The organism is Planotetraspora silvatica (assembly GCF_016863315.1).
Lineage (GTDB): Bacteria > Actinomycetota > Actinomycetes > Streptosporangiales > Streptosporangiaceae > Planotetraspora > Planotetraspora silvatica.
This window is the reverse complement of record NZ_BOOQ01000010.1, coordinates 96,821-118,335: the sequence shown is the minus strand read 5'-3', so window position 1 is coordinate 118,335 and position 21,515 is coordinate 96,821. Positions and strand designations below refer to the sequence as shown.

Below are 21,515 nucleotides of genomic sequence, written 5' to 3'. Positions count from 1 at the left end.
CAGGACAGCGGCCCGGTAGCGAATCCGACCCGCGTGGACCGGCATATCCTGGGGCCATGTCCCCTCAGGATCACCGGATCACCCTGCTCGGCAAACCCGGCTGCCACCTGTGCGACGACGCCCGCGCGGTCGTGGAACGAGTGGCGCGTGATCTCAGTGTGGAATGGGAGGAGAGGGACATCACCGCGTCCCCCGAGGACCTGGCGGAATACGGGGAGATGATCCCGGTCGTCCTCGTCGACGGCGTCCAGCATGATTACTGGCGCGTGAACGAGACCCGCCTCCGCGCCGCCTTGCACGTTTAGCTTTGCCTCGCCTCCGGCGAGGCAAAGCGGAGCGAGCGCGATCAGACGCGGTAGGCGGCGGGGAGGGGCACCACCTTGGCGGCGTTCACAGTGAGCTCGATGACGTTGGTCGCCAGGACAAGCGGCTGCCGCTCGGTGGCGAAGCGCTCCATGTGCGGCTGGCGCTGGTGCTCGGAGAAGCCCACCTCGTCGCGGTAGAGCTCGTAGACGATGCGCTGGAGCGGCGCCGACTTGACGGCGTGGCAGATGAAGATCAGCGTGTCGGGCTCGTTCCGCAGGACGGCCTCGACGGTCTCCTCCGCCAGCTTGTCGAAGGCCTCGCCTGAGCCGTCCATCAGGGTGAACACGGTGAGGATGCCGTAGATGCCGGCCGCGGGCTTGACCGAGCCGTCCTGGCGCGACGCGGACACGCCTTGACCGGACGCCGCGCCGAAGGCCGAGCCGAATGCCGCCGCGGCGGCCGCAGGGAACGCCGGGCTGTCCACGACGGGCAACATGATGCCGGTGGCGGGCATGTCGTGGGGATCGACCGGCGGGGCGCCGGGAGCCGGGACACCGAAGTCGGCCTGGCGGGGCTGGCCGTACGGGTCGGGCATGATGAGCTGCCCGGTCGCCGGGCCCGCGAAGTCGTCCGGCCGCGCGCGGGGGCCGAAGCCGTCCGCCGATTGCATGCGGTTCGCGAAGTCGAGCTCGGCCTCCTCCTTCGCCTGGTACTCGGCGACGAGATCGCCGAGACCCGATCGCCGGGGCGCCGGCGGAAGAGGCGGGACAGGCGACGGGGCGGCGACCTGAGGCTCGCGACGGTCGGCGGCGCGCCGGGAGCGCCCCGTCCACTCGTCGGGCTCGTCGTCCTCGTCCTCGTCGTCGTCCTCGTACGGCGCGAGCGGCCTGGCCACGGCGTACCACATGCCTCCGGCGGTGACCGCCATGAGGACCACCACGAGGATGGCGGGCAGGCCCAGCTCCAGCGCCGCCGACAGCAGCAGGCCCGCGGGGGCCAGCACGACTGTGGCCTGCATGTTGTCGATGTCGAAGTCGTCACCGTCACGCCAGCTCAGCAGCGAGACGGCCAGGGAGATCACCAACATGACGATCACGAGGCCGTGGACTCCGTGGAGCAGATACTCCGGCCAGATGTCCCAGTGCGCTCCGGCGTCGGGAAGCTCCTTGGAGAAGGCTCCCGATATCGGGTCGAGCAGCATGATGACCGCGCCGACGACCGTCAGCGCCGAGCCGATCAACCACCCGCCGAAGCGGGAGGACCCCTTGTCCGCCAGGAGCTGCAACACGCCGACCGCCAGCCAGAGCGGAGCCAGTAAGGACCCCGTGATCTGCGATATCCGGAAGGTCCCGGCCCCGAAGCCCGCGAGATGGCCGATCCCGATGGTCCCGAGTGACAGGGTCAGCGCGCCCGCGGCGACGCTCCAGGCGATCAGCCAACCCGTCGGCTCCTCGCGGAGGCGCCCGATCAGGACAGCTGTGGTCATCCCGGCGGTCAGGGCGCCGGCGAGGGCTAAGAAAGCGACAAGGACTCCCATGGTGGAACCCATGCTGCCGGACATTGCCGCCTGACGGGTAGCCGGATCCCCACAAACACCCCCGGACCACCCCGATCAGGGAACAAGTTCCGTCACGTATGGTGACTGCGGCGCTCAGACGGATTGTGTTATTTGCCGATGATTTCTAGAGTGTTCGAGCACGCGGACTCCCCTTCCCCCAAGGGACACCGGATGCCGAACACGTGGCCGTTGGCCGGGCTGGCCCCTCCAGCCGCCCGCGGAGCATCGCCTCCTGCGCGCTCCATCGACCCCGCCGCAGGCGAGGACGAGGAGATGCGAGAGCTGGTCCTGCGCGCCAAAACCGGGGACACCGAGGCGTTCGGCGTGCTCTACGACCGTTACCTGGAGTTGGTGTACCGCTACATCTACTTCCGGGTCGGCACGCACGCGCAGACGGAGGATCTCACCAGCGAGACGTTCCTGCGCGCCCTGCGGAGCATCTCGGACTTCACCTGGCAGGGCAGGGACTTCGGTGCGTGGCTGGTCACCATCGCCCGCAACCTCGTGGCCGACCATTTCAAGTCGGGCCGCAACCGCCTCGAGGTCACCACCGCCGAGGTCTTCGACCGGCCGCTGGACGGACCGCACATCCCGGAGAACGCCGTCGTCACGAACATGGTGAACGAGCGGGTGATGCAGGCGATCAAGCAACTCGTGCCCGAGCAGCAGGCCTGTGTGATCTTTCGCTTCCTCCATGGGATGTCACTGGCCGAGACGGCTGTGGCGATGGGCAAGAAGAGCGGTGCGATCAAGGCCCTGCAATTTCGGGCGATCAAGGCGCTCGCCCGGTCACTACCGAAGGATCTCGGTTAGCGCACCTGCCGTAACCTGCGCCCCGTCCCGTCGTTGGGCATGTGGCAGGGGTGGATCAAACGGGGGATGGCGGGAGCATTACTCATGAGCTGCTGGCGAGCCTCGCGCCGGCTGCGCGGACGGACGACACGCGGCGGCCAGGTCGTCGCGCGCCTCTCGGAGCTCAGCGGCTTCCTCAGCGGCCCGAGCCCCGAGTTCCGCGCCGGCCTGCGCGACGAGCTCCTGCGGACCCACGCCGCGGAACGGGTGCCCGCATCGGAACCGCCCGCGGAACGGCCGAAGGTGCGCCGCCGATCGCTGTTCGCGCGGTTCCGCCCGGCCCTCGTGTTCGCGGTGCTGCTGATCGGCATGTACGGCACGGGCATCCGGACCTACCACTCCGTCCCCGGCGAGCCGCTCTACCCGCTCAAGCGGGCCGCGGAGTCGACGCTGCTGTCCATGGCGTCCGGCGAGGAGCGGGCCCATCGGGAGATGGGCGCCGCGCGCCTCAGGGCGGCCGAGACCGCGTCCCTGGCGGCCTACTCGACACCGGACCCGAGCCGGGACGAGCTCATCGAACGGACCCTTGAGGACATGGAGTCCACGACCAGGGCCGCGCTGGGCCGGGTCGAACGGCACGGGAAGGCCGCGAGCACCGAGGCAGGGCGCTTCGCGAGAGAGCAGCGCGAAGCCGTCGAGTCACTACTTCCGAAGCTCGATGCCGCAAATCGCAAGAAAGCGAATAAGTATCTGAAATATATTGACATGTTCACGGTTCCCGGCCGTTGACACGTCATGTGCCGTCCGCGGCTGCTCCCATTCGGGGCAACCCGGGACGGTTAAGCTGATGTGCCATGAGGCGGCTATTGCGACGGCGGGAAGCGGCAGAGATCGCGGGTGAAGTGGCGGCGGCCGCGGCGGTCTCGGCGCCGGCGGTGATCCCGGATCCCACCGCGGCGGCCTTCTTCGACGTCGACAACACGATGATGCGCGGCGCCTCGATCTACCACTTCGCGCGGGGCCTGGCCTCGCGCGGCCTGTTCACCACGAGCGACCTCATGAGATTCGCCGCCGGCCAGGCCTGGTTCCGCGTCAGAGGCAACGAGAACCCCGAGCACATCGCCCGGGCCAAGGAGATGGCCCTGGCCTTCGTGGCCGGCCTCAAGGTCGACGACGTCGTACGGCTCGGCGAGGAGATCTACGACGAGGTCATGGCCGACCGCGTGTGGGCGGGCACCCGGGCACTGGCCCAGGCCCACCTGGACGCGGGCCAGCGGGTGTGGCTGGTCACCGCGACGCCGGTCGAGCTGGCCCGGGTGATCGCGCAGCGTCTGGGGTTGACCGGAGCGCTCGGGACGGTCGCGGAGACCGCGGAGGGCGCCTACACCGGCAGGCTCGTCGGCGACCTCCTCCACGGGCCTGCCAAGGCCGAGGCCGTCCGGGCGCTGGCCCGGCGCGAGGGGCTCGACCTGTCACGCTGCTCGGCCTACAGCGACTCGGCCAACGACCTGCCCATGTTGTCGCTCGTCGGCCACGCCTACGCGATCAACCCCGACAGCGAGTTGCGCGAGTACGCCAGGGACCAGAATTGGCAGATCCGCGATTTCCGTACCGGGCGGAAGGCCACGATGATCGGCCTGCCGATCGCGGCGACGGCGGGCGCCATCGCCGGCGGCGTCGCCGCGGGCATCGCGCTGCGCCGGCACTACCGCTCGAGCTAGCGAGACCCGGTCAGAAGAACGGCGGGAAGGCGGGGCCACGCCGCAGGCGCAGCGCGTCGAGTTGCTGCTGGATCGCCTCACGGACCTGGTCGGTCAGGTTGAAGACCAGCATGGGGTCGTCGGCGTCCTCAGGGTCGAACTGGTCGGTGCGGATGGGCTCACCGAACTCGATCAGCCACTTGGACGGCAGCGGGATCAGGCCCAGCGGGCCCAGCCAGGGGAAGAACGGCGTGATCGGCAGGTACGGCAGGCCGAGCAATCTGGCCAGCGTGGAGAAGTCGCCGATCTTGGGGTAGATCTCCTCGGCGCCGACGATGGCACAGGGAACGATCGGCGTGCCGGCGCGGACGGCCGAGGTCACGAAGCCGCCGCGGCCGAACCGCTGAAGCTTGTAGCGCTCCGAGAAGGGCTTGCCCACGCCCTTGAAGCCCTCGGGGAAGACCCCGACGAGCTCGCCCTTGCGCAGCAGCCTGTCGGCGTCCTCACGGGAGGCCAGGGTGTGTCCCGTCTTGCGGGACAGGTGGCCGAGGACCGGCAGTTGGTAGACCAGGTCGGCGCCGAGCAGCCGGACCGCCCGGTGCGCCTCATCGTGCAGCGCCACCTGCATCATCAGTGCGTCCATGGGAAGCGTGCCCGAATGGTTGGCCACCACCAGGGCGCCGGTCTCGGCGGGGACGTTGTCCACGCCGAGCGTCTCCACCCGGAACCAGTGCCGGTAGAGCGGCCGGATCAGCTCGAGCAGGACCTTGTCGTTGAGCTCGGGATCGAAGCCGAACTCGTCGACCTCGTAGTCCCCGGCGATCCTGCGCCGGAGGAGGGCGAGCAGTTCGGCGAGCCGTTCGTCCACCGATCCCGCAGGGCCTGTGGCGTCCGACGGGCCGGGTGGGGGCGTCCCACGGACCGCGGAAATGGGGATGATCCGTGCGCCCTCCTCGGAGGACGTCTCGGAAGCAGGAATCTCGCTCACCGCCTCGTCGCCAGGCCGGACAGCCAGTCGACCAGGGCGGCCGTCCTGTCCGCACCCGTGCCGCGCGACTGTAAGAAGTCGTCGAACGCGGCAGCCGTAGTGAACTTGGGCCTCCAGGCGAGCGTGGCGGCCAGCCGGGTGGTGTCGACGACCCGGCCGTGGCTCATCAGCGCGAGTTGCTCCGGAGAGAAGTCGACCAGGCCGGTGGTCCGCGCCAGCATCCCGAGGACGCCGAAGGCGGGGGACGGGACCGGCAGTCCCGTCCGGCCGGACCGCCGGACGCACTGGGACAGCAGCAGAACCCCGTCGCCGGACACATTGAAGACGCCGGGACGGTCCTCGACCGCCATCCGGCACATCACCTCGACCACGTCGTCCTCGTGCACGAACTGCAGCCGGGGATCGAAGCCGAAGACGGTCGGCAACACCGGCTGCGAGAAGTACCTGGTGAGGGGCGAGTCGACGCGCGGTCCCATGAGGTTGGCGAACCTCAGAGTCGAGGTCACCACGTCGGACCGCCGTCGGGCGAACCCGCGGACGTAGCCTTCGATCTCTATGGCGTCCTTGGCGTAGCCGCTGTGCGGCACGTCGACGGGCTCGGTGTCCTCGGTGAACACGGCCGGGGCATGCGGCGAGGAGCCGTACACCGCCGTGGTCGAACGGACCACCACCCGGCGCACCATCGCGGATCGCTGGCAGGCGGCCAGCAACTGCATGGTGCCGATGACGTTGTGCTCCATCATGGCCGAGCGGCTCTTGGCGGGCTCGCTGACCAGGCTCATGTGCACGACGGTGTCGACGTCCTCCGCCGAGATGACCTGGGCGATGTCGGGGGTCCGCAGGTCGATCCGGACGAATTCGGTACGGCCGAGCAATGCTCCGCCGTCACGTGTGAGAGAGGACGGCGGCACCGTGTCCACACCGATGACCCGCCCGATCCCCGGATCCGCCGCGAGAGCACTGGCCACTCGGGCGCCGATATGACGAGAGACCCCGGTGACGAGCACGGTGTGGGTCAACGTCGCCTCGCAGTATGGGGCATTTCAACGGTGGCCCGGTCCCTCGGGACCGGTGCGCGCTCCGTCTCGACTACTTCTTGTTACGCCGCTGAATGCGAGTCTTCTTGAGCAGCTTGCGGTGCTTCTTCTTGGCCATGCGCTTACGGCGCTTCTTGATCACAGAGCCCACGGGACCCCCAGGTGAAGGTGGTGTCAGACCGGCGCGCGAACGCACACCGGCTCAACAGCCTACCGGCGATCCATGGTAGATCGCCCCTCAAGGGGGTCCCGCGTGGCCTGCGTCGAACCGTGCGCTCCTCGGAGCGACGGTCTCGGCCGCCGGGCGCCTCATCCAGCCTCGATGAACGCGTCCCTCAAGTAGTCGTGGACGGCCTGCTCAGGCACTCGGAAAGATCGGCCGACCCTGATGGCCGGCAACTCGCCCGAGTGCACGAGCCGATACACCGTCATCTTGGACACCCGCATGACGGTGGCAACTTCTGCGACCGTCAGAAACTTCACCTCGCTGAGAGGTCTTTCGCCTGCACCCATCGGACGCCTCTTCCGCACGTGTTTCCGGGTTATCCCCACTGGTGCCTTCGCTCACGCACGTGTACTGCTGTCAGCGTAAGTCCGGACTCCATGTAGGCAAACCCCCCATTTCATCAGCCACCGGAGTCTTATGCCGTCAAAACCGAGAAATCGCTGGCAGCAGCCGGGTCGTGCCCTTCGCCTCAACCTTGGAACGGACCAACTTCCCTCACATTAGAGTCGCCCAGGATCACAAAAAAGTTGGCAAACGGTGGACACTCTGGTGGAAAAGCGGGCGCGAAATGCCCGAATGGGATGTCCGGATTGGGGTCACAACCCCTGAGTGATCCGTTCCAGAAGGTAGGCCGTGAGCGGACTGTAATAGCGCGGCAACACGTTGTCGTCGAGCGGCACGGCCACCGCGATCTTGTCCTCGGCCTCTCCGACGAAGAGGGCGGGGTCGTTGCAGTCGGCGAATCCGACCGTCTCGATGCCGGCCTCTCCCGCCGCGCCCGCCCAGCCGTGGTCGGCGATCACGAAGTCGGGGCGCTCCTCCGCCAGCATCGCGCGCATGGGGTGCGGATCGTGCGTGTGGACCAGGTTGCCCCGGTCGTCGAGCATGGCCACGCCGTCGAGATAACGGATCCTCCTGCGCCTGCCGAGCCCGCCGTACGTGTAGCTCCACCCCTCGGCGGGAACCAGCAGCGTCGCTCCGTGGGCGACGACGAACCGGGCCAGGGCCAGATGGACGGTCAGCAGGCCGGTCGGGTGCCCGGTGGCGACGATGACCCGGGCTCCGCCGCGGCGGAGCACCGCCGCGATGCGATCGCCCATCTCCTCCACGGCGTCGATCGTCCGTTCCGGATCGATGGTGTCCTGACCCTCGCGATGACGGGGGTCGGCGACCACGCCCGTCTTCTTGGCCATGAGCTCGAGGATGTCGGCGAACGTCCATTCACCGGACAGCGTGAGCCCGAACATGTAGTGCGGGTCACGCAGCGCCAGCGAGCGGTAATGATCGAGGTTGTTCTCGCGGCTGGTCGCGACCTCGCCCGCGATGCGCGTCCGGACCAGATGATCGCTGAGCTCGGCGCGGGTGGGAGGAGGAGGGGAGGCGGGCTGACGGGTCACAATCGGTACAGCACTCCTGGTGTCGTCATGATTCCGGCGGGGTCTCGGATCCGGCCGTCGAGCTACGGCATCGGATCGAGTCCGTGGAGGGGGAACACGGCGTTCCTGCACGCGAGGATCGCCCTGTCGATGGCATCAGCTGGATCGTATCCCCGCGCGATGTCCTGGTATTCGGGGTGGCGGCCGTCCGTCATGGTCAGCGGCGCCGTCTCCCCGGTCCGCTCCTTCACCATGTCCCGCCAGCCCTGCGGTGTGGGGGTCCCGGGATCGACGGGTGAACCCGCCGCCTCGGCGATGAGGTGGGTCCAGGCCCGCGGCACCACCTGCACCAGCTCGTAGCCTCCGCCCCCGGTGGCGATCCAGCGCCCTCCGGCGGTCTCGTGCGCCAGCCGGTGCAGCTCCGCGTAGGCCGTGCGCTGCCCGTCGAGGCTCAGCATGAGATGGGCGAGAGGGTCGAGCGCGTGACTGTCGCAGCCCTGCTGGGTCACCAGGACCTCAGGAGCGAATTCGCGCAGAAGCGGAGGGACGACGGCGTGGAAGGCGCGCAACCAGCCCGCGTCGCCGCACCCGGCGGGCAGGGCGACGTTGACGGAGGTGCCGTCCGCGCCCGTCTCCCGGGGGAAGCCCGTCCCCGGGAAGAGCGTGGTGGGACTCTCGTGGAGGCTGATCGTCAACACGCGCGGATCGTCGTAGAAGACCGCCTGGACGCCGTCGCCGTGATGGACGTCCACGTCGACGTACGCGACCCTCGTGGCGCCCTGGGAGAGCAGCCACGCGATGGCGATCGCCGGGTCGTTGTAGACGCAGAAGCCGCTCGCGGTGAAGGGCATCGCATGGTGGAGCCCTCCTGCCACGTTGAGGGCGTGCTCGGCCCCGCCGGTCCAGACGGCTCTGGCGGCCTCCAGGGTGGCTCCGGCGACCAGGGCCGAGGCCTCGTGCACCCCGGCGAACGCCGGGTTGTCCGGGGTCCCGAGACCCCAGCGGAGGTTCGGGCGACCGGTGCCGGAGACCCCCTTGACCCCGTCGATGTAGTCGCGATGGTGAACGAGCGCGAGCTCGTCGTCGGTCGCGGGGGCGCAGCCGGTGATCTCGACGCCGTCGAGCACTCCGAGGCTGCGGGCGAGCGCCATCGTCAGCTCGACCCGTACGGGCGCAAGAGGATGACCTGGCCCGAAGTCATAGGAAATCAGAGCGTCGTCCCAGACGACCCGCACCGCCTGACTCATGCCCGCGACGCTACCGCACGAAGGTCCGCCGGACCTCATGCGGATCACTCGGAGCGGAGGGCGACCACGGGGTCCAGCCGGCCTGCCCGCCGGGCGGGGGCGACCCCGAAGAACACCCCGACACCGACGGAGACGCCGAAAGCGAGGGCGATCGACCACCAGGTGATCGCGGCGGGAACCGGTGAGAGCGCCTGGATCAGCAGGGCGCCGCCGACGCCGAGAAGGATGCCGATCAACCCGCCGATCGTCGTGAGCAGCACGGCCTCGATCAGGAACTGCCACAGAACGTCACGCTGGCGGGCGCCCAGAGCCTTGCGCAGGCCGATCTCCTTGGTCCGCTCCCGCACGCTGACGAGCATGATGTTGGAGACTCCCACTCCTCCGACCAGCAGCGAGATCCCGGCGATGGCGGCCAGGACCCCGGTCAGCATGCTGAGGACCGTGCCGATGGTCCCCAGAAGCTGCGTCTGGGTCACGGCGGAGAACTTCTCGTCCGGATAACGGGCGTCCAGGGCCGCCACGACCTTGTGCTGGAGCGACTCGATCTCGTCGGGACCGGACGCGCCGACCGCGATGCCGTTGATCCGCGGCAGTCCGATGAGCCGCTGGGCGGTGGTGACCGGGACGTGCACCTCCTGGTCCCGCGCGACGCCGAAGGTGGAGCCGACGGACTCGTAGACCCCGATCACCCGGAACCGGACGCCCGCGATCGTCGCCTGACGCCCGATGGGGTCGACGTCACCGAACAGCTTCCCCGCGACCTCCGAACCCAGAACGGTCACCCGGCGGCGGGTGTCGACGTCGGTCGCGGTCATGTAGCGGCCACGGCGCAAGGGCCGGTCGAAGATGTTCTGCATGTTCTCGTCGGTCCCGGTGAGCGTGGCGAACACCTCGTTACGCCCCACCCGTACCGACTCGCCCGAGTTGACGGCCACCGTGACCTTCGACGGGTCTCCGACGACGCGCCGGACGTAGGCCACGTCCGTCAGGTCGAGACGGCTCTGCGTCGGGGCGGCTCCCAGGCCGACCTGTCCGGGGACGACGAGAATGATGTTGCTGCCGAGCCCGGCGATCTCCTTCTCGACCGCGTTCTTGGCTCCGGTTCCGATGGCGACGAGGATCACGACCGCCAGGACGCCGATGATCACACCGAGCATGGTCAGCGTGCTGCGCAGCCGGTTGACCCGCAGGGCCTCCAGCGCCATCCGCAGCGCCTCCGCCGTCCTCATCCCGCCCCCCCCTCGGTCGTCTCGCCGGCCGGTGCCGTACGGGATCGCGAGTCCAGTTCGATGAGACCGTCGCGGACATGGATCTGCCGGCGGGCGCGGGCCGCGACGTCCGGCTCGTGCGTGACCAGGACGACGGCCACTCCGCTGTCGGCGTTGAGGCGTTCGAGGAGGTTCATCACCTCTTCGCCGTTGCGCGTGTCGAGGTTGCCGGTCGGCTCGTCGGCCAGGACGACCTGAGGATCGCCCACCAGGGCACGGGCGATGGCGACCCTCTGCTGCTCGCCGCCGGACATCTGGGAGGGCCGGTGGCCCATCCGGTGCCCGAGCCCCACGGCCTTCAGCGCCGCCTCGGCCCGGGCGCGCCGCTCCGATCTCGTGACGCCCCGGTAGACGAGAGGCAGTGCCACGTTGTCGAGCGCAGGAGTCCGGGCGAGCAGATGGAAGGACTGGAAGACGAAGCCGATGGTCTGGTTGCGCAACTCGGCCAGGCGGGTGTCGTCGAGGGTCGCGACGTCGACCCCGCCTACCCGCAGGATGCCCGACGTCGGCCGGTCGAGGCAGCCCAGCAGGTGCATGAGCGTGGACTTGCCTGAGCCGGACGGCCCGAGGAGAGCCACGAACTCGCCCTGCTCGATGCGCAGGTCCACGCCGCGCAAGGCGTCCACGGACACGCCTTCGAGATCGTAGGACCTGGTCAGCCCGATCGCCTCGAACGCCGTGGGCGACGTCATGGGGGGTTGCGTCGTCATGGGAGGGTCTGCGCCTGCCTGACGGTGTCCGCGCCTTTGACGACCACCTGTTCGCCGGGCGCCACCCCGCTGACGACCTGAACGGTGGCGTCGCCCTGGGCCCCCAGCTTGACGACCCGGCGCTCGGCCTTGCCGCCGCGCACCGCCCAGACGATCGACTCCCTGCCGCTCGTCACGATCGCCGAGGCCGGTACGGCTATCGCGTCGGGAGCCTGCCGTACGGTCAGACGCACCACCGCGCTCATCCCGGGCTTGGGCGCCGGAGCGGGGCTCTGGTCGTCGTAGACGCCGTCGCCGAGTCGCAGGCGCACGGGGTAGCTGACCCCGCCTGTGGTCCCCTCCTTCGGAGTGACCCCGACACCCGTCACCGTGGCGGTGTAGGTGCCGCCGGTCACCGCGTCGAATTCGGCCTCCGCGGGCGTCCCCTTCTGGACCAGCAGGACGTCGGTCTCATCCACGTCGGCGGACAGGACGAGCGCCGAGACGTCGGTGACCGTCACGATCGTGTCCCCCGCCGCCACCGGGACGCCGGTCGCGACGACCCCGCCTGAGCGTCCGCTCGAGGCGGGGGCGGCCGCGCCCGCCTGGCCGGCCAGACCGGCGGGAAGTTGCCCGAGGAGGCCGCTCAGGTCCCCCGCGCCGCCTCCCGAGGAGGCGCCGCCCAGCGTGATCACTCCGCCGAAGGGCGCCTTGATGACCAGCCCGTCGACGGTTCGCCTGGCCGCCTTCACCGCCGCCTTGGTCTGCGACCGCGAGGCCGCCTGAAGGGACGACATGGACGCCGTGAGGCCGCTGAGCCCCGCGCCGAGCTGGCCGCTCACCTGCGCGACCGCCTGGCCGACCGACCGGTTGAGGCCGCTGACCACCTGGTCGAGCGCCTGCCGCTGGGCCTTGTGCTGGGTCTGCGCCGCGTCGATGGCGGCCAGGAGTTGCGCTCTGATCGCCCGGTCCTCGACCTTCGCCGCCGCCTTCCTGGCTCTGGCGAAGTCGCGCGCGACCCGGGCGTCGAGGCTTCCCGGCACCTTCAGCGGCGGGAGCCGTACCGACGTGGACACGCCTCGCGCCGAGACGGGCCGGGAGGCCTGCTTGTCGGCCTTTCGTGCCTGGTCGAGCTGGTCCTTCGCCTGCGGCGAGCTGATCCTCGCGAGGATCTGACCCTTCTTGACGGTGTCGCCGTCCTGCACGTAGAGCTTGGAGATCGTGCCGGACGCGGGGGTGGTCAGCGCCGCCGTCGCGCGCGCGCCGACCGTCGCGGGGGCCTCGACGACCTCGCTGACCGGCGCGCGGGTGACCTGTGCGACCTGAACCGCGGGGGTGTCCGGGGACGAGCACCCGGAGATCAGGAGAACGGCGAGAAGCGGAGGAATTCCGCGACGTGGCGTCACTCGATCAATCGTAAACGGATGGTCAACAACCCCCCCTTTTTACCACCCGCGTGATCATGCACACCTTCGTGATCAGGCCGTCCGACCAGCGCAAACCCCGCCCGTGATCATGCACACTTTCGGAATCTTGCCGTCCCGCCAGGGAAAACACCGGTCGTGATCATGCGCAAATTCTGTTTCACCCAGCGCGACCAGCGCGAACGCTTGACGTGATCGTGCGCAAATTCTGCTTCACGCACTACGAACAGCGTGAACACCTCGCGTGATCACGCAATCGGTTCGCCACGCGAACGGCCGCCGCGTGATCACCACTCAGGGAAAACCCTTTGATTAGGAAACTTTCCAATCTGGCATGATGTCCGCGGCGGATCGGACATCAGGGGGCGAAGTGGCGCAGGCCGTACAGGCTGTCGAGAAAGAACAGCGGCCCCCCTTGTGGACGAGGGACTTCGCGCTCTACTTCGTCGGCCGGGCCATCTCCATCCTCGGCGACGCGATGTTGCCCGTGGCCGTCTCGCTGGGCGTGCTGGGAGCCGGATACGGGCCCACCGGTGTCGGATTCGTCCTCGCCGCGTGGATGGCGCCCATGGGCACCCTCATCCTGTTCGGCGGAGTCTTCGCCGACCGGTTCACCGCCCGGCGCATGATGATCGGCGCCGACCTGGTGCGAGTCGTCACGCAGTCCGTCATCGCGATCAGCTTCCTGACCGGCAGGCCCTCACTCGTCCTGCTCATCGTGCTCTCGGCGCTGAGCGGCGCCGCCGCCGCGATGTTCCAGCCGGGCGTGGCCAGCATGGTGCCGCAGATCTCCCGAGATGTGCAGCGGGCGAACGCCACCCTGCGGGTCGCCGACGCCATCGCCCAACTGTTCGGACCCGCGCTTTCCGGAATTCTGGTGGTCTTCGGCGGCGCCGGCGTCGTCTACGGCGTCAACGCCGGCACCTTCGCGGTGAGCGCCGTCTGCATCCTGTCGCTGAACGTCCGCCCGGTGGCGTCGATCGCCGCGGGCTCGTCGATGCTCAGGAACCTGCGTGAGGGCTGGGACGAGTTCCGCTCCCGGACATGGATGTGGGCGGTCATCCTCGTCTGGGCCGTCTACGGCGTGGTGGTCTTCGGCCCGCTCGTGCCCCTCGGAGCGGCGCTGGTCACCGAAGATCTGGGCAGGTCGGCCTACGGCTGGATGATGTCGGCCGTCGGCGCGGGGACCATCCTCGGCGGCATGGTCGCGATGTACGTCAGACCGGCCCGGCCGCTTGCCACCGGAGCGGTCGTGATGATCGCGTTCTTCCTGGAGCCACTGGTCATCGCCACCCGGATGCCCGCCGGTGTGATGGCGGCCGGGTTCGCCCTCAGCGGGGCGGCATGGGCCTTCTGGTCGGTGATGTGGGCCACCAGCATCCAGACCAAGGTCGCCCCGGACGTCCTCAACCGGGTGACGGCCTACGAGGTCGGGGGCTCGGTCCTCAGCATGCCGATCGGCCAGGCGCTCTCCGGCCCCGTCTCCGAACGGGTCGGAGCCGATCACGTGCTCCTGTTCGGTTTCGGCGTGGGACTCGCCGGCGTCGTCGTCCTGCTGAGCGTGCCCGCGATCCGGAACCTTCGCAGGGCATGAGCGTCGGTAGGCTGCCAACCGGGTTCTAGCGGTGAGGACGATGCCATGATCGCGATTCTCGGAACAGGCAAGATGGGCGAGGCCCTCCTGTCCGGACTGGTGCGGGCCGGCCTCCGGCCGCACGAGATCACGGCGACCGCCCGGCGCCCGGAACGCGCCGAGGCCCTGCGCGAGCGGTACGGCGTGCGGGTGACCGACAACGCCGAGGCGGCCAAGAGCGCCGAAACCATCATCCTCGCGGTCAAACCGCAGGACATGGCGAGCCTGCTCGCAGAGATCGCTCCCCACCTCGCTGCAGGCAGCCTGATCATCTCGGTGGCGGCGGGCGTCACGACCGGCTTCGTCGAGGCGAGGCTCGGCGGCGAGGTGCCCGTCGTCAGGGTCATGTCCAACACGCCCGTTCTGGTCGACGAGGCCATGAGCGTCATCTCCGCCGGTGAACACGCGTCGGAGGCCCACCTCAAGCGAGCCGAGGACCTGCTCTCCCCGGTCGGCAAGGTGCTGCGGATTCCCGAGTCGCAGCAGGACGCCGCGACCGCGCTTTCCGGCAGCGGCCCCGCGTACTTCTTCTACCTGGTGGAGGCCATGGTCGACGCCGGCATCCTGCTGGGCATGCCCCGCGCGGCCGCGCTCGACATGGTCACCCAGTCGATCGTCGGCGCCGCGATCATGCTCCGCGACTCCGGCGAGCACCCGGTGATCCTCCGCGAGGCGGTGACCTCTCCCGGAGGCACGACGATCGCCGCCATCGCCGAGCTTGAGCGTCACAAGGTGCGCGCCGCGTTCCTCGACGCCATCGAGGCGGCTCGCGACCGCAGTCGCCAGCTCGCCTCCGGCTGAAATCTCGTACGGCTCTCGCGACCGACTGGGCCTCATGACCCCTCGTGCATGATCACGACCCGAGAATGCCCTTGTCGTACGGCATGGGCGCGAATCTGTGCATGATCACGCCGGGCGTTCGCGCAGGTCATGCGGTACGGCCACGAACCTGCGCATGATCACGGCCCAATTGGGGGGTCAGGGGGTTCGGCGGCGGAGAGTGGCGGCGCCGAGGACGAGGGCGAGCAGGGCCGAGCCCGCCACGACCGCCACGTCACGCCAGAACTCGCCACCCAGCTCACCGCCGATGACGACGTCCTTCATCCCCTCGATGGCGTACGACATCGGCAGGACGTTGGAGATCCACTCCAGGACGGTGGCCATTTGGTCGCGCGGGACCAGGATCCCGCCGAGCAGGAGCTGGGGGATCATGACCACCGGCATGAACTGCACGGCCTGGAACTCACTGCGGGCGAAGGCGCTGCAGAACAGCCCGAGCGCCGTGCCCAGCAGGGCGTTGAGCAGCGCGATCACGACCAGCGACCACAACGGCCCGGCCAGGTCGAACCCGAGCCACGTCAGCGAGACGGCCAGCGCGATGGCCACCTGGGCGCAGGCCATCAGGCCGAACGCGATGCCGTACCCGAGGAGCAGGTCGAGCTTGCCCAGCGGCGTGGCCATCAGCCGCTCCAGCGTGCCGGACGTCCGTTCCCTCAGGGTGGCGATGGAGGTGACCAGGAACATCACGAGGAAGGGGAAGACGCACAGCAGGATCGGCGCCCACGCGCCGAAGGAGCGCTGATCGTCGATCACGTAGTAGAGCAGGATGATCACGAGTGTGGGCACCAGCGCCATCAGCGCGACCGTGCGGTGATCGTGGCGCAGCTGGGTCAGGATCCGCCGCGCCGTGGCAAGGGTGATCGCGAGGTTCATGCCGCCGTCCTCTCCTCGATGAGCCGCAGGAACGCCTCTTCCAGATCCGTCGTGCGCGTGTGCTCGCGCAGCTCGTGTGGGGTGTCGTCGGCGAGGATCTCCCCCTCGCGCATCACGATGAGCCGCTGGCACCGGGCGGCCTCGTCCATCACGTGGCTGGAGACGATGAGTGTCACGCCGCGGTCCGCCAGGCTCTGGAACAGCCGCCACAACTCCTGGCGCAGGACGGGGTCGAGCCCGACGGTCGGCTCGTCGAGCACGACGAGTTCGGGGCAGCCGAGCAGCGCCACGGCGAGGCTGGCCCGGTTGAGCTGGCCGCCGGAGAGTGTTCCGCCGAGCTGGCCGGCGACGCTGGACAGGCCGACCTCCTCGATAACCCGGTCCACGTCCGATTTCGGCGCGTTCAGCACGGCCGCGAAGTAGCGGAGGTTCTCCACCACCGACAGGTCCCGGTAGACGGCCGGGTTCTGGGTCGAGTAGCCGATCATGCGCCTGAGGGAGGGGTCACCGGCGGGCCTGCCGAGCACGGCGACCTCTCCCCCGGTCACGATCTGCACGCCCACGATCGCGCGCATCAACGTGGTCTTCCCGCAACCGCTGGGGCCGAGCAGCCCTGTCACCTGGCCGCGCGGCACCTCGAAGGTGAGCCCGTGCAGGACCTCGACGCCGCCGCGCTCGACCCTCAGGTCCCGTACGGCGATCGCGGGCTCCGATAAATTCATCATGCGTTGAAATTAAGGCTTCACCCGCCGACCGTCAACAGCCGGGCAGGTCGGTCCTCCGGGTGAACGCGGGCGGCCGCTCATCCGTTGTCGGGGTATGGGAAAGCTCTGGCTCGTGGCACTCGTGTTCATGGCGGTGGCCTGCGGAGAGACGCCGTCGTCGTCGGCCTCGCCGGGACAGCCGGTCGGCGTTCCCGCGAACTCCGGCGGTGCGACGCCCTCGCCGTCCACGGTCACGCCCGTGGGCAACACGATCAATCCGCGCAAGGTCCCCTGGATCAGCGCGAAGCCCACGGACGACGGCACCGCGCTGAACGTCGTCTGGTGGTCGGGCGTCGAACCGTGCAACGTGCTCGACCGGGTCGAGGTGGCGGAGACCGCCGACACGGTCACGGTCACGCTCTGGGAAGGCCACGACCGGCGCCAGCCTGACGCGATGTGCATCGAGATCGCGATCCAGAAGCAGACGCGGGTCCGGCTCCCCGCCCCTCTCGGAGACCGCAAGGTGGTCGACGGCGCCCGCTGACGCCGTTCCCGAAACCTCCTCCGACCTGCCTGTACGGCCCCGCCGTACAGGCAGTGGGGGTCTTGATGAATCCTTGCCTGGATCGGGAAGAATTCCGCGCGTGGCCGGGTTGAGCCTCCTAGACTCAAGACGTTTGACAAAGCCTCGACGGCTGACTCACTATTGAGTCCAACAAACTCAACTTTGACTACAAGGACGTACTCATGGCACGTGCGGTAGGTATCGACCTGGGGACGACCAACTCCGTCGTCTCGATCCTCGAGGGCGGTGAGCCCACCGTCATCGCCAATGCACAGGGCTCGCGGACCACGCCGTCCGTGGTCGCCTTCGCCAAGAACGGTGAGGTCCTCGTCGGCGAGGTCGCCAAGCGGCAGGCCGTGACCAACGTCGACCGGACCATCCGCTCGGTCAAGCGCGAGATGGGCACCGACTGGACCGTCGAGATCGACGGCAAGAAGTTCACCCCGCAGCAGATCAGCGCCTTCATCCTCCAGAAGCTCAAGCAGGACGCCGAGGCCTACCTCGGCGAGAAGATCGCGGACGCGGTCATCACCGTCCCGGCGTACTTCAACGACGCCCAGCGGCAGGCCACCAAGGAGGCCGGCCAGATCGCGGGCCTCAACGTGCTCCGCATCATCAACGAGCCCACCTCCGCTGCCCTGGCCTACGGCCTCGACAAGGAGAAGGACCAGACGATCCTGGTCTTCGACCTCGGCGGCGGCACGTTCGACGTGTCCCTGCTCGACGTCGGCCAGGAGGACGGCCACGGCTTCGTCGAGGTCAAGGCGACCAGCGGTGACAACCACCTGGGCGGCGACGACTGGGACCAGCGCGTCGTCGACGAGCTGGCGACGCGGTTCAAGAACGCGCACGGCGTCGACCTGTCCAAGGACAAGATGGCCCTCCAGCGCCTGCGTGAGGCGGCGGAGAAGGCCAAGATCGAGCTCTCCAGCCAGACCGAGACCTCGATCAACCTGCCCTACATCACGGCGTCCGCCGAGGGTCCGCTCCACCTCGAGGAGAAGCTGACCCGCTCGGAGTTCCAGCGGATCACCTCTGACCTGCTCGAGCGCTGCAAGGGCCCGTTCCACCAGGTCATCAAGGACGCCGGAGTCAAGGTCGCGGACATCGCCCACGTGGTGCTCGTCGGCGGCTCGACCCGTATGCCGGCCGTGTCCGACCTGGTCAAGGAGCTGACCGGCGGCAAGGAGCCGAACAAGGGCGTCAACCCGGACGAGGTCGTGGCGATCGGCGCCGCGCTCCAGGCCGGCGTGCTCAAGGGCGAGGTCAAGGACGTCCTGCTGCTCGACGTGACCCCGCTCAGCCTCGGCATCGAGACCAAGGGCGGCATCTTCACCAAGATCATCGAGCGCAACACCACGATCCCGACCAAGCGGTCGGAGGTCTTCACCACGGCCGAGGACAACCAGCCGTCGGTGCAGATCCAGGTCTACCAGGGTGAGCGTGAGATCGCGGCCTACAACAAGCGGCTGGCCACGTTCGAGCTGACCGGCATCGCTCCGGCGCCGCGCGGCGTCCCGCAGATCGAGGTCACCTTCGACATCGACGCGAACGGCATCGTCAACGTCGGCGCCAAGGACCTCGGCACCGGTAAGGAGCAGTCGATGACCATCACCGGCGGCTCCGCGCTGGCGAAGGACGACATCGAGCGCATGATGCGCGAGGCGGACTCCTACGCCGAGGAGGACAAGCAGCGCCGCGAGGAGGCCGAGGTCCGCAACAACGCCGACTCGCTGGCCTACCAGACCGAGAAGTTCCTCAGGGAGAACGAGGACAAGGTCCCGGCCGAGGTCAAGACCGAGGTCGAAGAGGCGCTCACCGAGCTGAAGAAGGCCCTCGAGGGCACCGACACGGCGGTCATCCGCGACTCCGCGGAGAAGCTGGCCACGGTCAGCCAGAAGATGGGCTCGGCGATCTACGCCCAGTCGCAGGGTGACGCCGCCGGTGCGGCGGCCCCTGGAGCCGAGCAGCAGGCCAAGGCCGATGACGACGTCGTCGAGGCCGAGATCGTCGACGACGAGCCGAAGCAGGAGGGCGGCAACAAGTGACCCCGCGCGAGAACGGTTCCGAGGAGGAGCCGGTGATCCGCGACAATCGCAAGATCGACCCTGACACCGGGACGGTCCGTCAGAACGCCGGCGGCGAGCCGGCGGACGGCACCGCTCCCGGCGGCACGGGGACGTCACAGGCCCCGGCCGAGGGCTCCGCGGCTGACCTGCTCGCGGAGCGCACGGCCGACCTGCAGCGTCTCCAGGCCGAGTACAGCAACTACCGCAAGCGGGTCGAGCGCGACCGGATCGCCGTCAAGGAGCACGCCGTGGCCAGCGTGCTGTCAGAGTTCCTGCCCGTGCTCGACGACATCGGCCGGGCGCGTGACCACGGTGAGCTGACCGGCGGTTTCGCCAAGGTGAGCGAGTCGCTCGAGGCGGCCGTCGGCAAGCTGGGCCTGAGCACCTACGGCGCGAAGGGCGACGCGTTCGACCCGACCGTGCACGAGGCCCTCCTGCACAGCTATTCACCCGATGTGACCGAGCCCACCTGCATCGAGATCCTCCAGCCCGGCTACCGGATCGGCGAGCGCATCCTGCGCCCCGCCCGGGTGGCGGTCGCCGAGCCCGCGGAGGACGAGGAGCGGGTGGAGTTCACCGGCGGGGACGATCGGATCGACGCCGACGGCGGATCCGACGAATCCGGCGACAACTGAACAACCGGAAGCCTCTCCCGATCGGGCAAGATCGGGAGAGGCGACCAGTGATTTCCCTTTTCGTACGAAGGAAGCGATAGATGAGCACCAAGGACTACTTGGAGAAGGACTACTACGCCGTCCTTGGTGTGCCCAAGAGCGCGACCGGCGAGGACATCAAGAAGGCCTACCGGAAGCTCGCCCGCAAATACCACCCCGACGCCAACCAGGGCGACACCCAGACCGAGGAGAAGTTCAAGGAGGTCTCCGAGGCCTACGACGTCCTGTCCGACACCAAGCGGCGCAAGGAGTACGACGAGGCCCGCACCCTGTTCGGCTCGGGCGTCGGCGGTTACACGGGCGCGGGCGGCCAGCGGGGCGGCTTCAACTTCGACTTCGGCGACCTGTTCTCCGGCAGCGGCTCCGGTCAGGGCCAGCAGCCGGGCGCCGGCGACCGGCTGGGCGACCTGTTCGGCGGCCTGTTCAACCGTGGCGGCGGCGCCACGCGTACGGCCACGCAGCGCCCCCGCCGCGGCCAGGACATCGAGTCGGAGGTCACCCTCTCCTTCAGCGAGGCGGTCGACGGCACGACGGTGTCCCTCAGGCTGACCAGTTCGTCGGCCTGCACGGCGTGCGGCGGAACCGGAGCCAAGGCGGGCACCACCCCCCGGGTGTGCCCCACGTGTGAGGGCACCGGGGCGGCCAGCCGCAACCTCGGCAACTTCGCCTTCTCCGAGCCCTGCCGCGACTGCCGCGGCCGGGGGCTTCTGGTCGACGACCCCTGCCCGGTCTGCGAGGGAAGCGGGCGCGGCAAGAGCACCCGCACCATCCAGGCCCGCATCCCCGCGGGCGTCGGGGACGCCCAGCGGATCCGGCTCAAGGGAAAGGGCGCGCCGGGCGAGAACGGCGGCCCCGCGGGCGACCTCTACGTGCAGGTCCACGTGAAGCCGCACGCCGTCTTCGGGCGCAGCGGAGAGAACCTCACGATCAATGTGCCCGTCACCTTCCCGGAGGCCGCGCTCGGAGCCGAGATCAAGGTTCCGACCCTTCGCGGCATGCCGGTCACTCTCCGTATCCCGGAGGGCACGCCCAACGGCCGCACGTTCCGCGTCCGCGGCCGTGGAGCGGCCCGCAAGGACGGCACCAAGGGCGACCTGCTGGTCACCGTCCAGGTGGCGGTGCCGCAGGACCTCGACGACAAGGCCCGCGCGGCGCTCGAGGAGTTCCGGAACGCGACGGAGGGCGCCGACCTCCGTGAAGAGTTGATCAAGCAGTCCAGAAGCGAGTGAGCCGATGGATGCGAACTTCTTCAATCTGTCCGACGACACTCCGGTCTATGTGATCTCAGTGGCCGCCCAGCTGTCGGGGTTGCATCCGCAGACCCTGCGCCAGTACGACCGGCTCGGGCTCGTGAGCCCGGGCCGCTCGGCGGGGCGCGGACGGCTCTACTCCACGAGGGACATCGTGCTGCTGCGCGAGGTCCAGAGGCTCTCCCAGGAAGACGGCATCAACCTGGCCGGCATCAAGCGCATCCTCGAACTCGAAACCGAGACCATGCGCCTGCGCGACGAGGTGTCCCGGCTCCGGGGAGAGCTGGCCATGATGC

General features: G+C 69.1%; 22 protein-coding genes and 1 pseudogene. 11 read left to right on the top strand and 12 right to left on the bottom strand.

The window, feature by feature from the left end; genetic code table 11:
- Positions 1–56: 56 nt before the first annotated feature.
- Positions 57–305 carry a glutaredoxin family protein gene (locus Psi02_RS09830; protein ID WP_203973143.1) on the top strand — a complete coding sequence of 83 codons (249 nt, stop codon included), beginning with the start codon at positions 57–59 and terminating at the stop codon, positions 303–305.
- 41 nt (positions 306–346) lie between these two features.
- On the opposite strand, the gene Psi02_RS09825 is transcribed toward Psi02_RS09830, so the two are convergent.
- Positions 347–1,843 (bottom strand): putative quinol monooxygenase, encoded by a 1,497-nt coding sequence (locus Psi02_RS09825; RefSeq protein WP_203973142.1) that lies wholly within the window; start codon positions 1,841–1,843, stop codon positions 347–349.
- Positions 1,844–1,981: 138 nt separating this feature from the next.
- Here Psi02_RS09825 and Psi02_RS09820 point away from each other — a divergent pair, with 138 nt between their 5' ends.
- From Psi02_RS09820 to Psi02_RS09810, 3 genes are all read left to right on the top strand, one after another.
- Positions 1,982–2,677 carry a sigma-70 family RNA polymerase sigma factor gene (locus Psi02_RS09820; RefSeq protein ID WP_239094761.1) on the top strand — a complete coding sequence of 232 codons (696 nt, stop codon included), beginning with the start codon at positions 1,982–1,984 and terminating at the stop codon, positions 2,675–2,677.
- A gap of 84 nt (positions 2,678–2,761) precedes the next feature.
- Entirely contained in the window at positions 2,762–3,445 is a 684-nt protein-coding gene (locus Psi02_RS09815; protein ID WP_203973141.1) for a DUF5667 domain-containing protein, read from the top strand.
- A 65-nt stretch (positions 3,446–3,510) separates the two neighbouring features.
- Positions 3,511–4,377, top strand: a complete 867-nt coding sequence (locus tag Psi02_RS09810; RefSeq protein WP_203973140.1) for an HAD family hydrolase — start codon at positions 3,511–3,513, stop codon at positions 4,375–4,377.
- Between the two features lie 10 nt (positions 4,378–4,387).
- On the opposite strand, the gene Psi02_RS09805 is transcribed toward Psi02_RS09810, so the two are convergent.
- From Psi02_RS09805 to Psi02_RS09765, 9 genes are all read right to left on the bottom strand, one after another.
- Positions 4,388–5,344 carry a lysophospholipid acyltransferase family protein gene (locus Psi02_RS09805; protein WP_373317615.1) on the bottom strand — a complete coding sequence of 319 codons (957 nt, stop codon included), beginning with the start codon at positions 5,342–5,344 and terminating at the stop codon, positions 4,388–4,390.
- Positions 5,341–6,312: an NAD-dependent epimerase/dehydratase family protein gene (locus Psi02_RS09800; protein WP_373317614.1), complete on the bottom strand. Its 972-nt coding sequence runs from the start codon at positions 6,310–6,312 to the stop codon at positions 5,341–5,343. The genes Psi02_RS09805 and Psi02_RS09800 overlap by 4 nt, the downstream gene beginning before the upstream one ends.
- Before the next feature lie 121 nt (positions 6,313–6,433).
- Positions 6,434–6,532: a 30S ribosomal protein bS22 gene (locus tag Psi02_RS09795; RefSeq protein WP_018654693.1), complete on the bottom strand. Its 99-nt coding sequence runs from the start codon at positions 6,530–6,532 to the stop codon at positions 6,434–6,436.
- Between the two features lie 158 nt (positions 6,533–6,690).
- On the bottom strand, positions 6,691–6,894 hold the full coding sequence (locus Psi02_RS09790; protein WP_030456159.1) for a helix-turn-helix domain-containing protein: 204 nt from the start codon (positions 6,892–6,894) through the stop codon (positions 6,691–6,693).
- A 309-nt stretch (positions 6,895–7,203) separates the two neighbouring features.
- Positions 7,204–8,004: a phosphatase gene (locus tag Psi02_RS09785; protein WP_203973138.1), complete on the bottom strand. Its 801-nt coding sequence runs from the start codon at positions 8,002–8,004 to the stop codon at positions 7,204–7,206.
- 62 nt (positions 8,005–8,066) lie between these two features.
- Complete coding sequence (locus tag Psi02_RS09780) at positions 8,067–9,230, bottom strand: acetoin utilization protein AcuC (RefSeq protein ID WP_203973137.1); 1,164 nt, start codon at positions 9,228–9,230, stop codon at positions 8,067–8,069.
- A gap of 44 nt (positions 9,231–9,274) precedes the next feature.
- Positions 9,275–10,459 (bottom strand): ABC transporter permease, encoded by a 1,185-nt coding sequence (locus tag Psi02_RS09775; protein ID WP_203973136.1) that lies wholly within the window; start codon positions 10,457–10,459, stop codon positions 9,275–9,277.
- The gene (locus tag Psi02_RS09770) at positions 10,456–11,190 is read right to left on the bottom strand and encodes an ABC transporter ATP-binding protein (protein WP_203973135.1); all 735 of its coding nucleotides are present in this window, start codon (positions 11,188–11,190) and stop codon (positions 10,456–10,458) included. The genes Psi02_RS09775 and Psi02_RS09770 overlap by 4 nt, the downstream gene beginning before the upstream one ends.
- Positions 11,191–11,204: 14 nt before the next feature.
- A complete protein-coding gene (locus Psi02_RS09765) occupies positions 11,205–12,593 on the bottom strand; it encodes an efflux RND transporter periplasmic adaptor subunit (protein WP_203973134.1) in 1,389 nt (462 codons plus the stop codon).
- A gap of 388 nt (positions 12,594–12,981) precedes the next feature.
- Here Psi02_RS09765 and Psi02_RS09760 point away from each other — a divergent pair, with 388 nt between their 5' ends.
- Both Psi02_RS09760 and proC read left to right on the top strand, forming a co-directional pair.
- Positions 12,982–14,205: an MFS transporter gene (locus Psi02_RS09760; RefSeq protein ID WP_203973133.1), complete on the top strand. Its 1,224-nt coding sequence runs from the start codon at positions 12,982–12,984 to the stop codon at positions 14,203–14,205.
- Between the two features lie 45 nt (positions 14,206–14,250).
- Complete coding sequence (gene proC, locus Psi02_RS09755) at positions 14,251–15,045, top strand: pyrroline-5-carboxylate reductase (protein WP_203973132.1); 795 nt, start codon at positions 14,251–14,253, stop codon at positions 15,043–15,045.
- 177 nt (positions 15,046–15,222) lie between these two features.
- On the opposite strand, the gene Psi02_RS09750 is transcribed toward proC, so the two are convergent.
- Entirely contained in the window at positions 15,223–15,957 is a 735-nt protein-coding gene (locus Psi02_RS09750; protein ID WP_203973131.1) for an ABC transporter permease, read from the bottom strand.
- Positions 15,954–16,682: an ABC transporter ATP-binding protein gene (locus Psi02_RS09745; protein WP_239094760.1), complete on the bottom strand. Its 729-nt coding sequence runs from the start codon at positions 16,680–16,682 to the stop codon at positions 15,954–15,956. Before Psi02_RS09745 ends, Psi02_RS09750 begins: the two co-directional genes overlap by 4 nt.
- Positions 16,683–16,776: 94 nt before the next feature.
- Here Psi02_RS09745 and Psi02_RS09740 point away from each other — a divergent pair, with 94 nt between their 5' ends.
- From Psi02_RS09740 to Psi02_RS09720, 5 genes and pseudogenes are all read left to right on the top strand, one after another.
- Positions 16,777–17,205, top strand: a complete 429-nt coding sequence (locus Psi02_RS09740) for a hypothetical protein (RefSeq protein ID WP_203973130.1) — start codon at positions 16,777–16,779, stop codon at positions 17,203–17,205.
- 203 nt (positions 17,206–17,408) lie between these two features.
- Positions 17,409–19,274 (top strand): molecular chaperone DnaK, encoded by a 1,866-nt coding sequence (dnaK, locus tag Psi02_RS09735; protein WP_203973129.1) that lies wholly within the window; start codon positions 17,409–17,411, stop codon positions 19,272–19,274.
- Complete coding sequence (gene grpE / locus Psi02_RS09730) at positions 19,271–19,930, top strand: nucleotide exchange factor GrpE (protein ID WP_203973128.1); 660 nt, start codon at positions 19,271–19,273, stop codon at positions 19,928–19,930. The genes dnaK and grpE overlap by 4 nt, the downstream gene beginning before the upstream one ends.
- Before the next feature lie 80 nt (positions 19,931–20,010).
- Positions 20,011–21,198: a molecular chaperone DnaJ gene (gene dnaJ / locus Psi02_RS09725; protein ID WP_203973127.1), complete on the top strand. Its 1,188-nt coding sequence runs from the start codon at positions 20,011–20,013 to the stop codon at positions 21,196–21,198.
- 4 nt (positions 21,199–21,202) lie between these two features.
- Positions 21,203–21,490, top strand: a pseudogene (locus Psi02_RS09720) (heat shock protein transcriptional repressor HspR); the annotation flags it as partial.
- Between the last annotated feature and the right edge of the window lie 25 nt (positions 21,491–21,515).

Excerpts from the sequence above, each read along its gene's own strand:
- Psi02_RS09815 (WP_203973141.1), top strand. The coding sequence starts at position 2,762 with ATGAGCTGCTGGCGAGCCTCGCGCCGGCTGCGCGGACGGACGACACGC.
- Psi02_RS09830 (WP_203973143.1), top strand. The coding sequence starts at position 57 with ATGTCCCCTCAGGATCACCGGATCACCCTGCTCGGCAAACCCGGCTGC.
- proC (WP_203973132.1), top strand. The coding sequence starts at position 14,251 with ATGATCGCGATTCTCGGAACAGGCAAGATGGGCGAGGCCCTCCTGTCC.
- Psi02_RS09770 (WP_203973135.1), bottom strand. The coding sequence starts at position 11,190 with ATGACGTCGCCCACGGCGTTCGAGGCGATCGGGCTGACCAGGTCCTAC.
- Psi02_RS09790 (WP_030456159.1), bottom strand. The coding sequence starts at position 6,894 with ATGGGTGCAGGCGAAAGACCTCTCAGCGAGGTGAAGTTTCTGACGGTC.
- Psi02_RS09810 (WP_203973140.1), top strand. The coding sequence starts at position 3,511 with ATGAGGCGGCTATTGCGACGGCGGGAAGCGGCAGAGATCGCGGGTGAA.
- Psi02_RS09820 (WP_239094761.1), top strand. The coding sequence starts at position 1,982 with ATGATTTCTAGAGTGTTCGAGCACGCGGACTCCCCTTCCCCCAAGGGA.
- dnaJ (WP_203973127.1), top strand. The coding sequence starts at position 20,011 with ATGAGCACCAAGGACTACTTGGAGAAGGACTACTACGCCGTCCTTGGT.
- Psi02_RS09750 (WP_203973131.1), bottom strand. The coding sequence starts at position 15,957 with ATGAACCTCGCGATCACCCTTGCCACGGCGCGGCGGATCCTGACCCAG.
- Psi02_RS09775 (WP_203973136.1), bottom strand. The coding sequence starts at position 10,459 with ATGAGGACGGCGGAGGCGCTGCGGATGGCGCTGGAGGCCCTGCGGGTC.
- Psi02_RS09740 (WP_203973130.1), top strand. The coding sequence starts at position 16,777 with ATGGGAAAGCTCTGGCTCGTGGCACTCGTGTTCATGGCGGTGGCCTGC.
- Psi02_RS09825 (WP_203973142.1), bottom strand. The coding sequence starts at position 1,843 with ATGGGAGTCCTTGTCGCTTTCTTAGCCCTCGCCGGCGCCCTGACCGCC.
- dnaK (WP_203973129.1), top strand. The coding sequence starts at position 17,409 with ATGGCACGTGCGGTAGGTATCGACCTGGGGACGACCAACTCCGTCGTC.
- Psi02_RS09745 (WP_239094760.1), bottom strand. The coding sequence starts at position 16,682 with ATGATGAATTTATCGGAGCCCGCGATCGCCGTACGGGACCTGAGGGTC.
- Psi02_RS09780 (WP_203973137.1), bottom strand. The coding sequence starts at position 9,230 with ATGAGTCAGGCGGTGCGGGTCGTCTGGGACGACGCTCTGATTTCCTAT.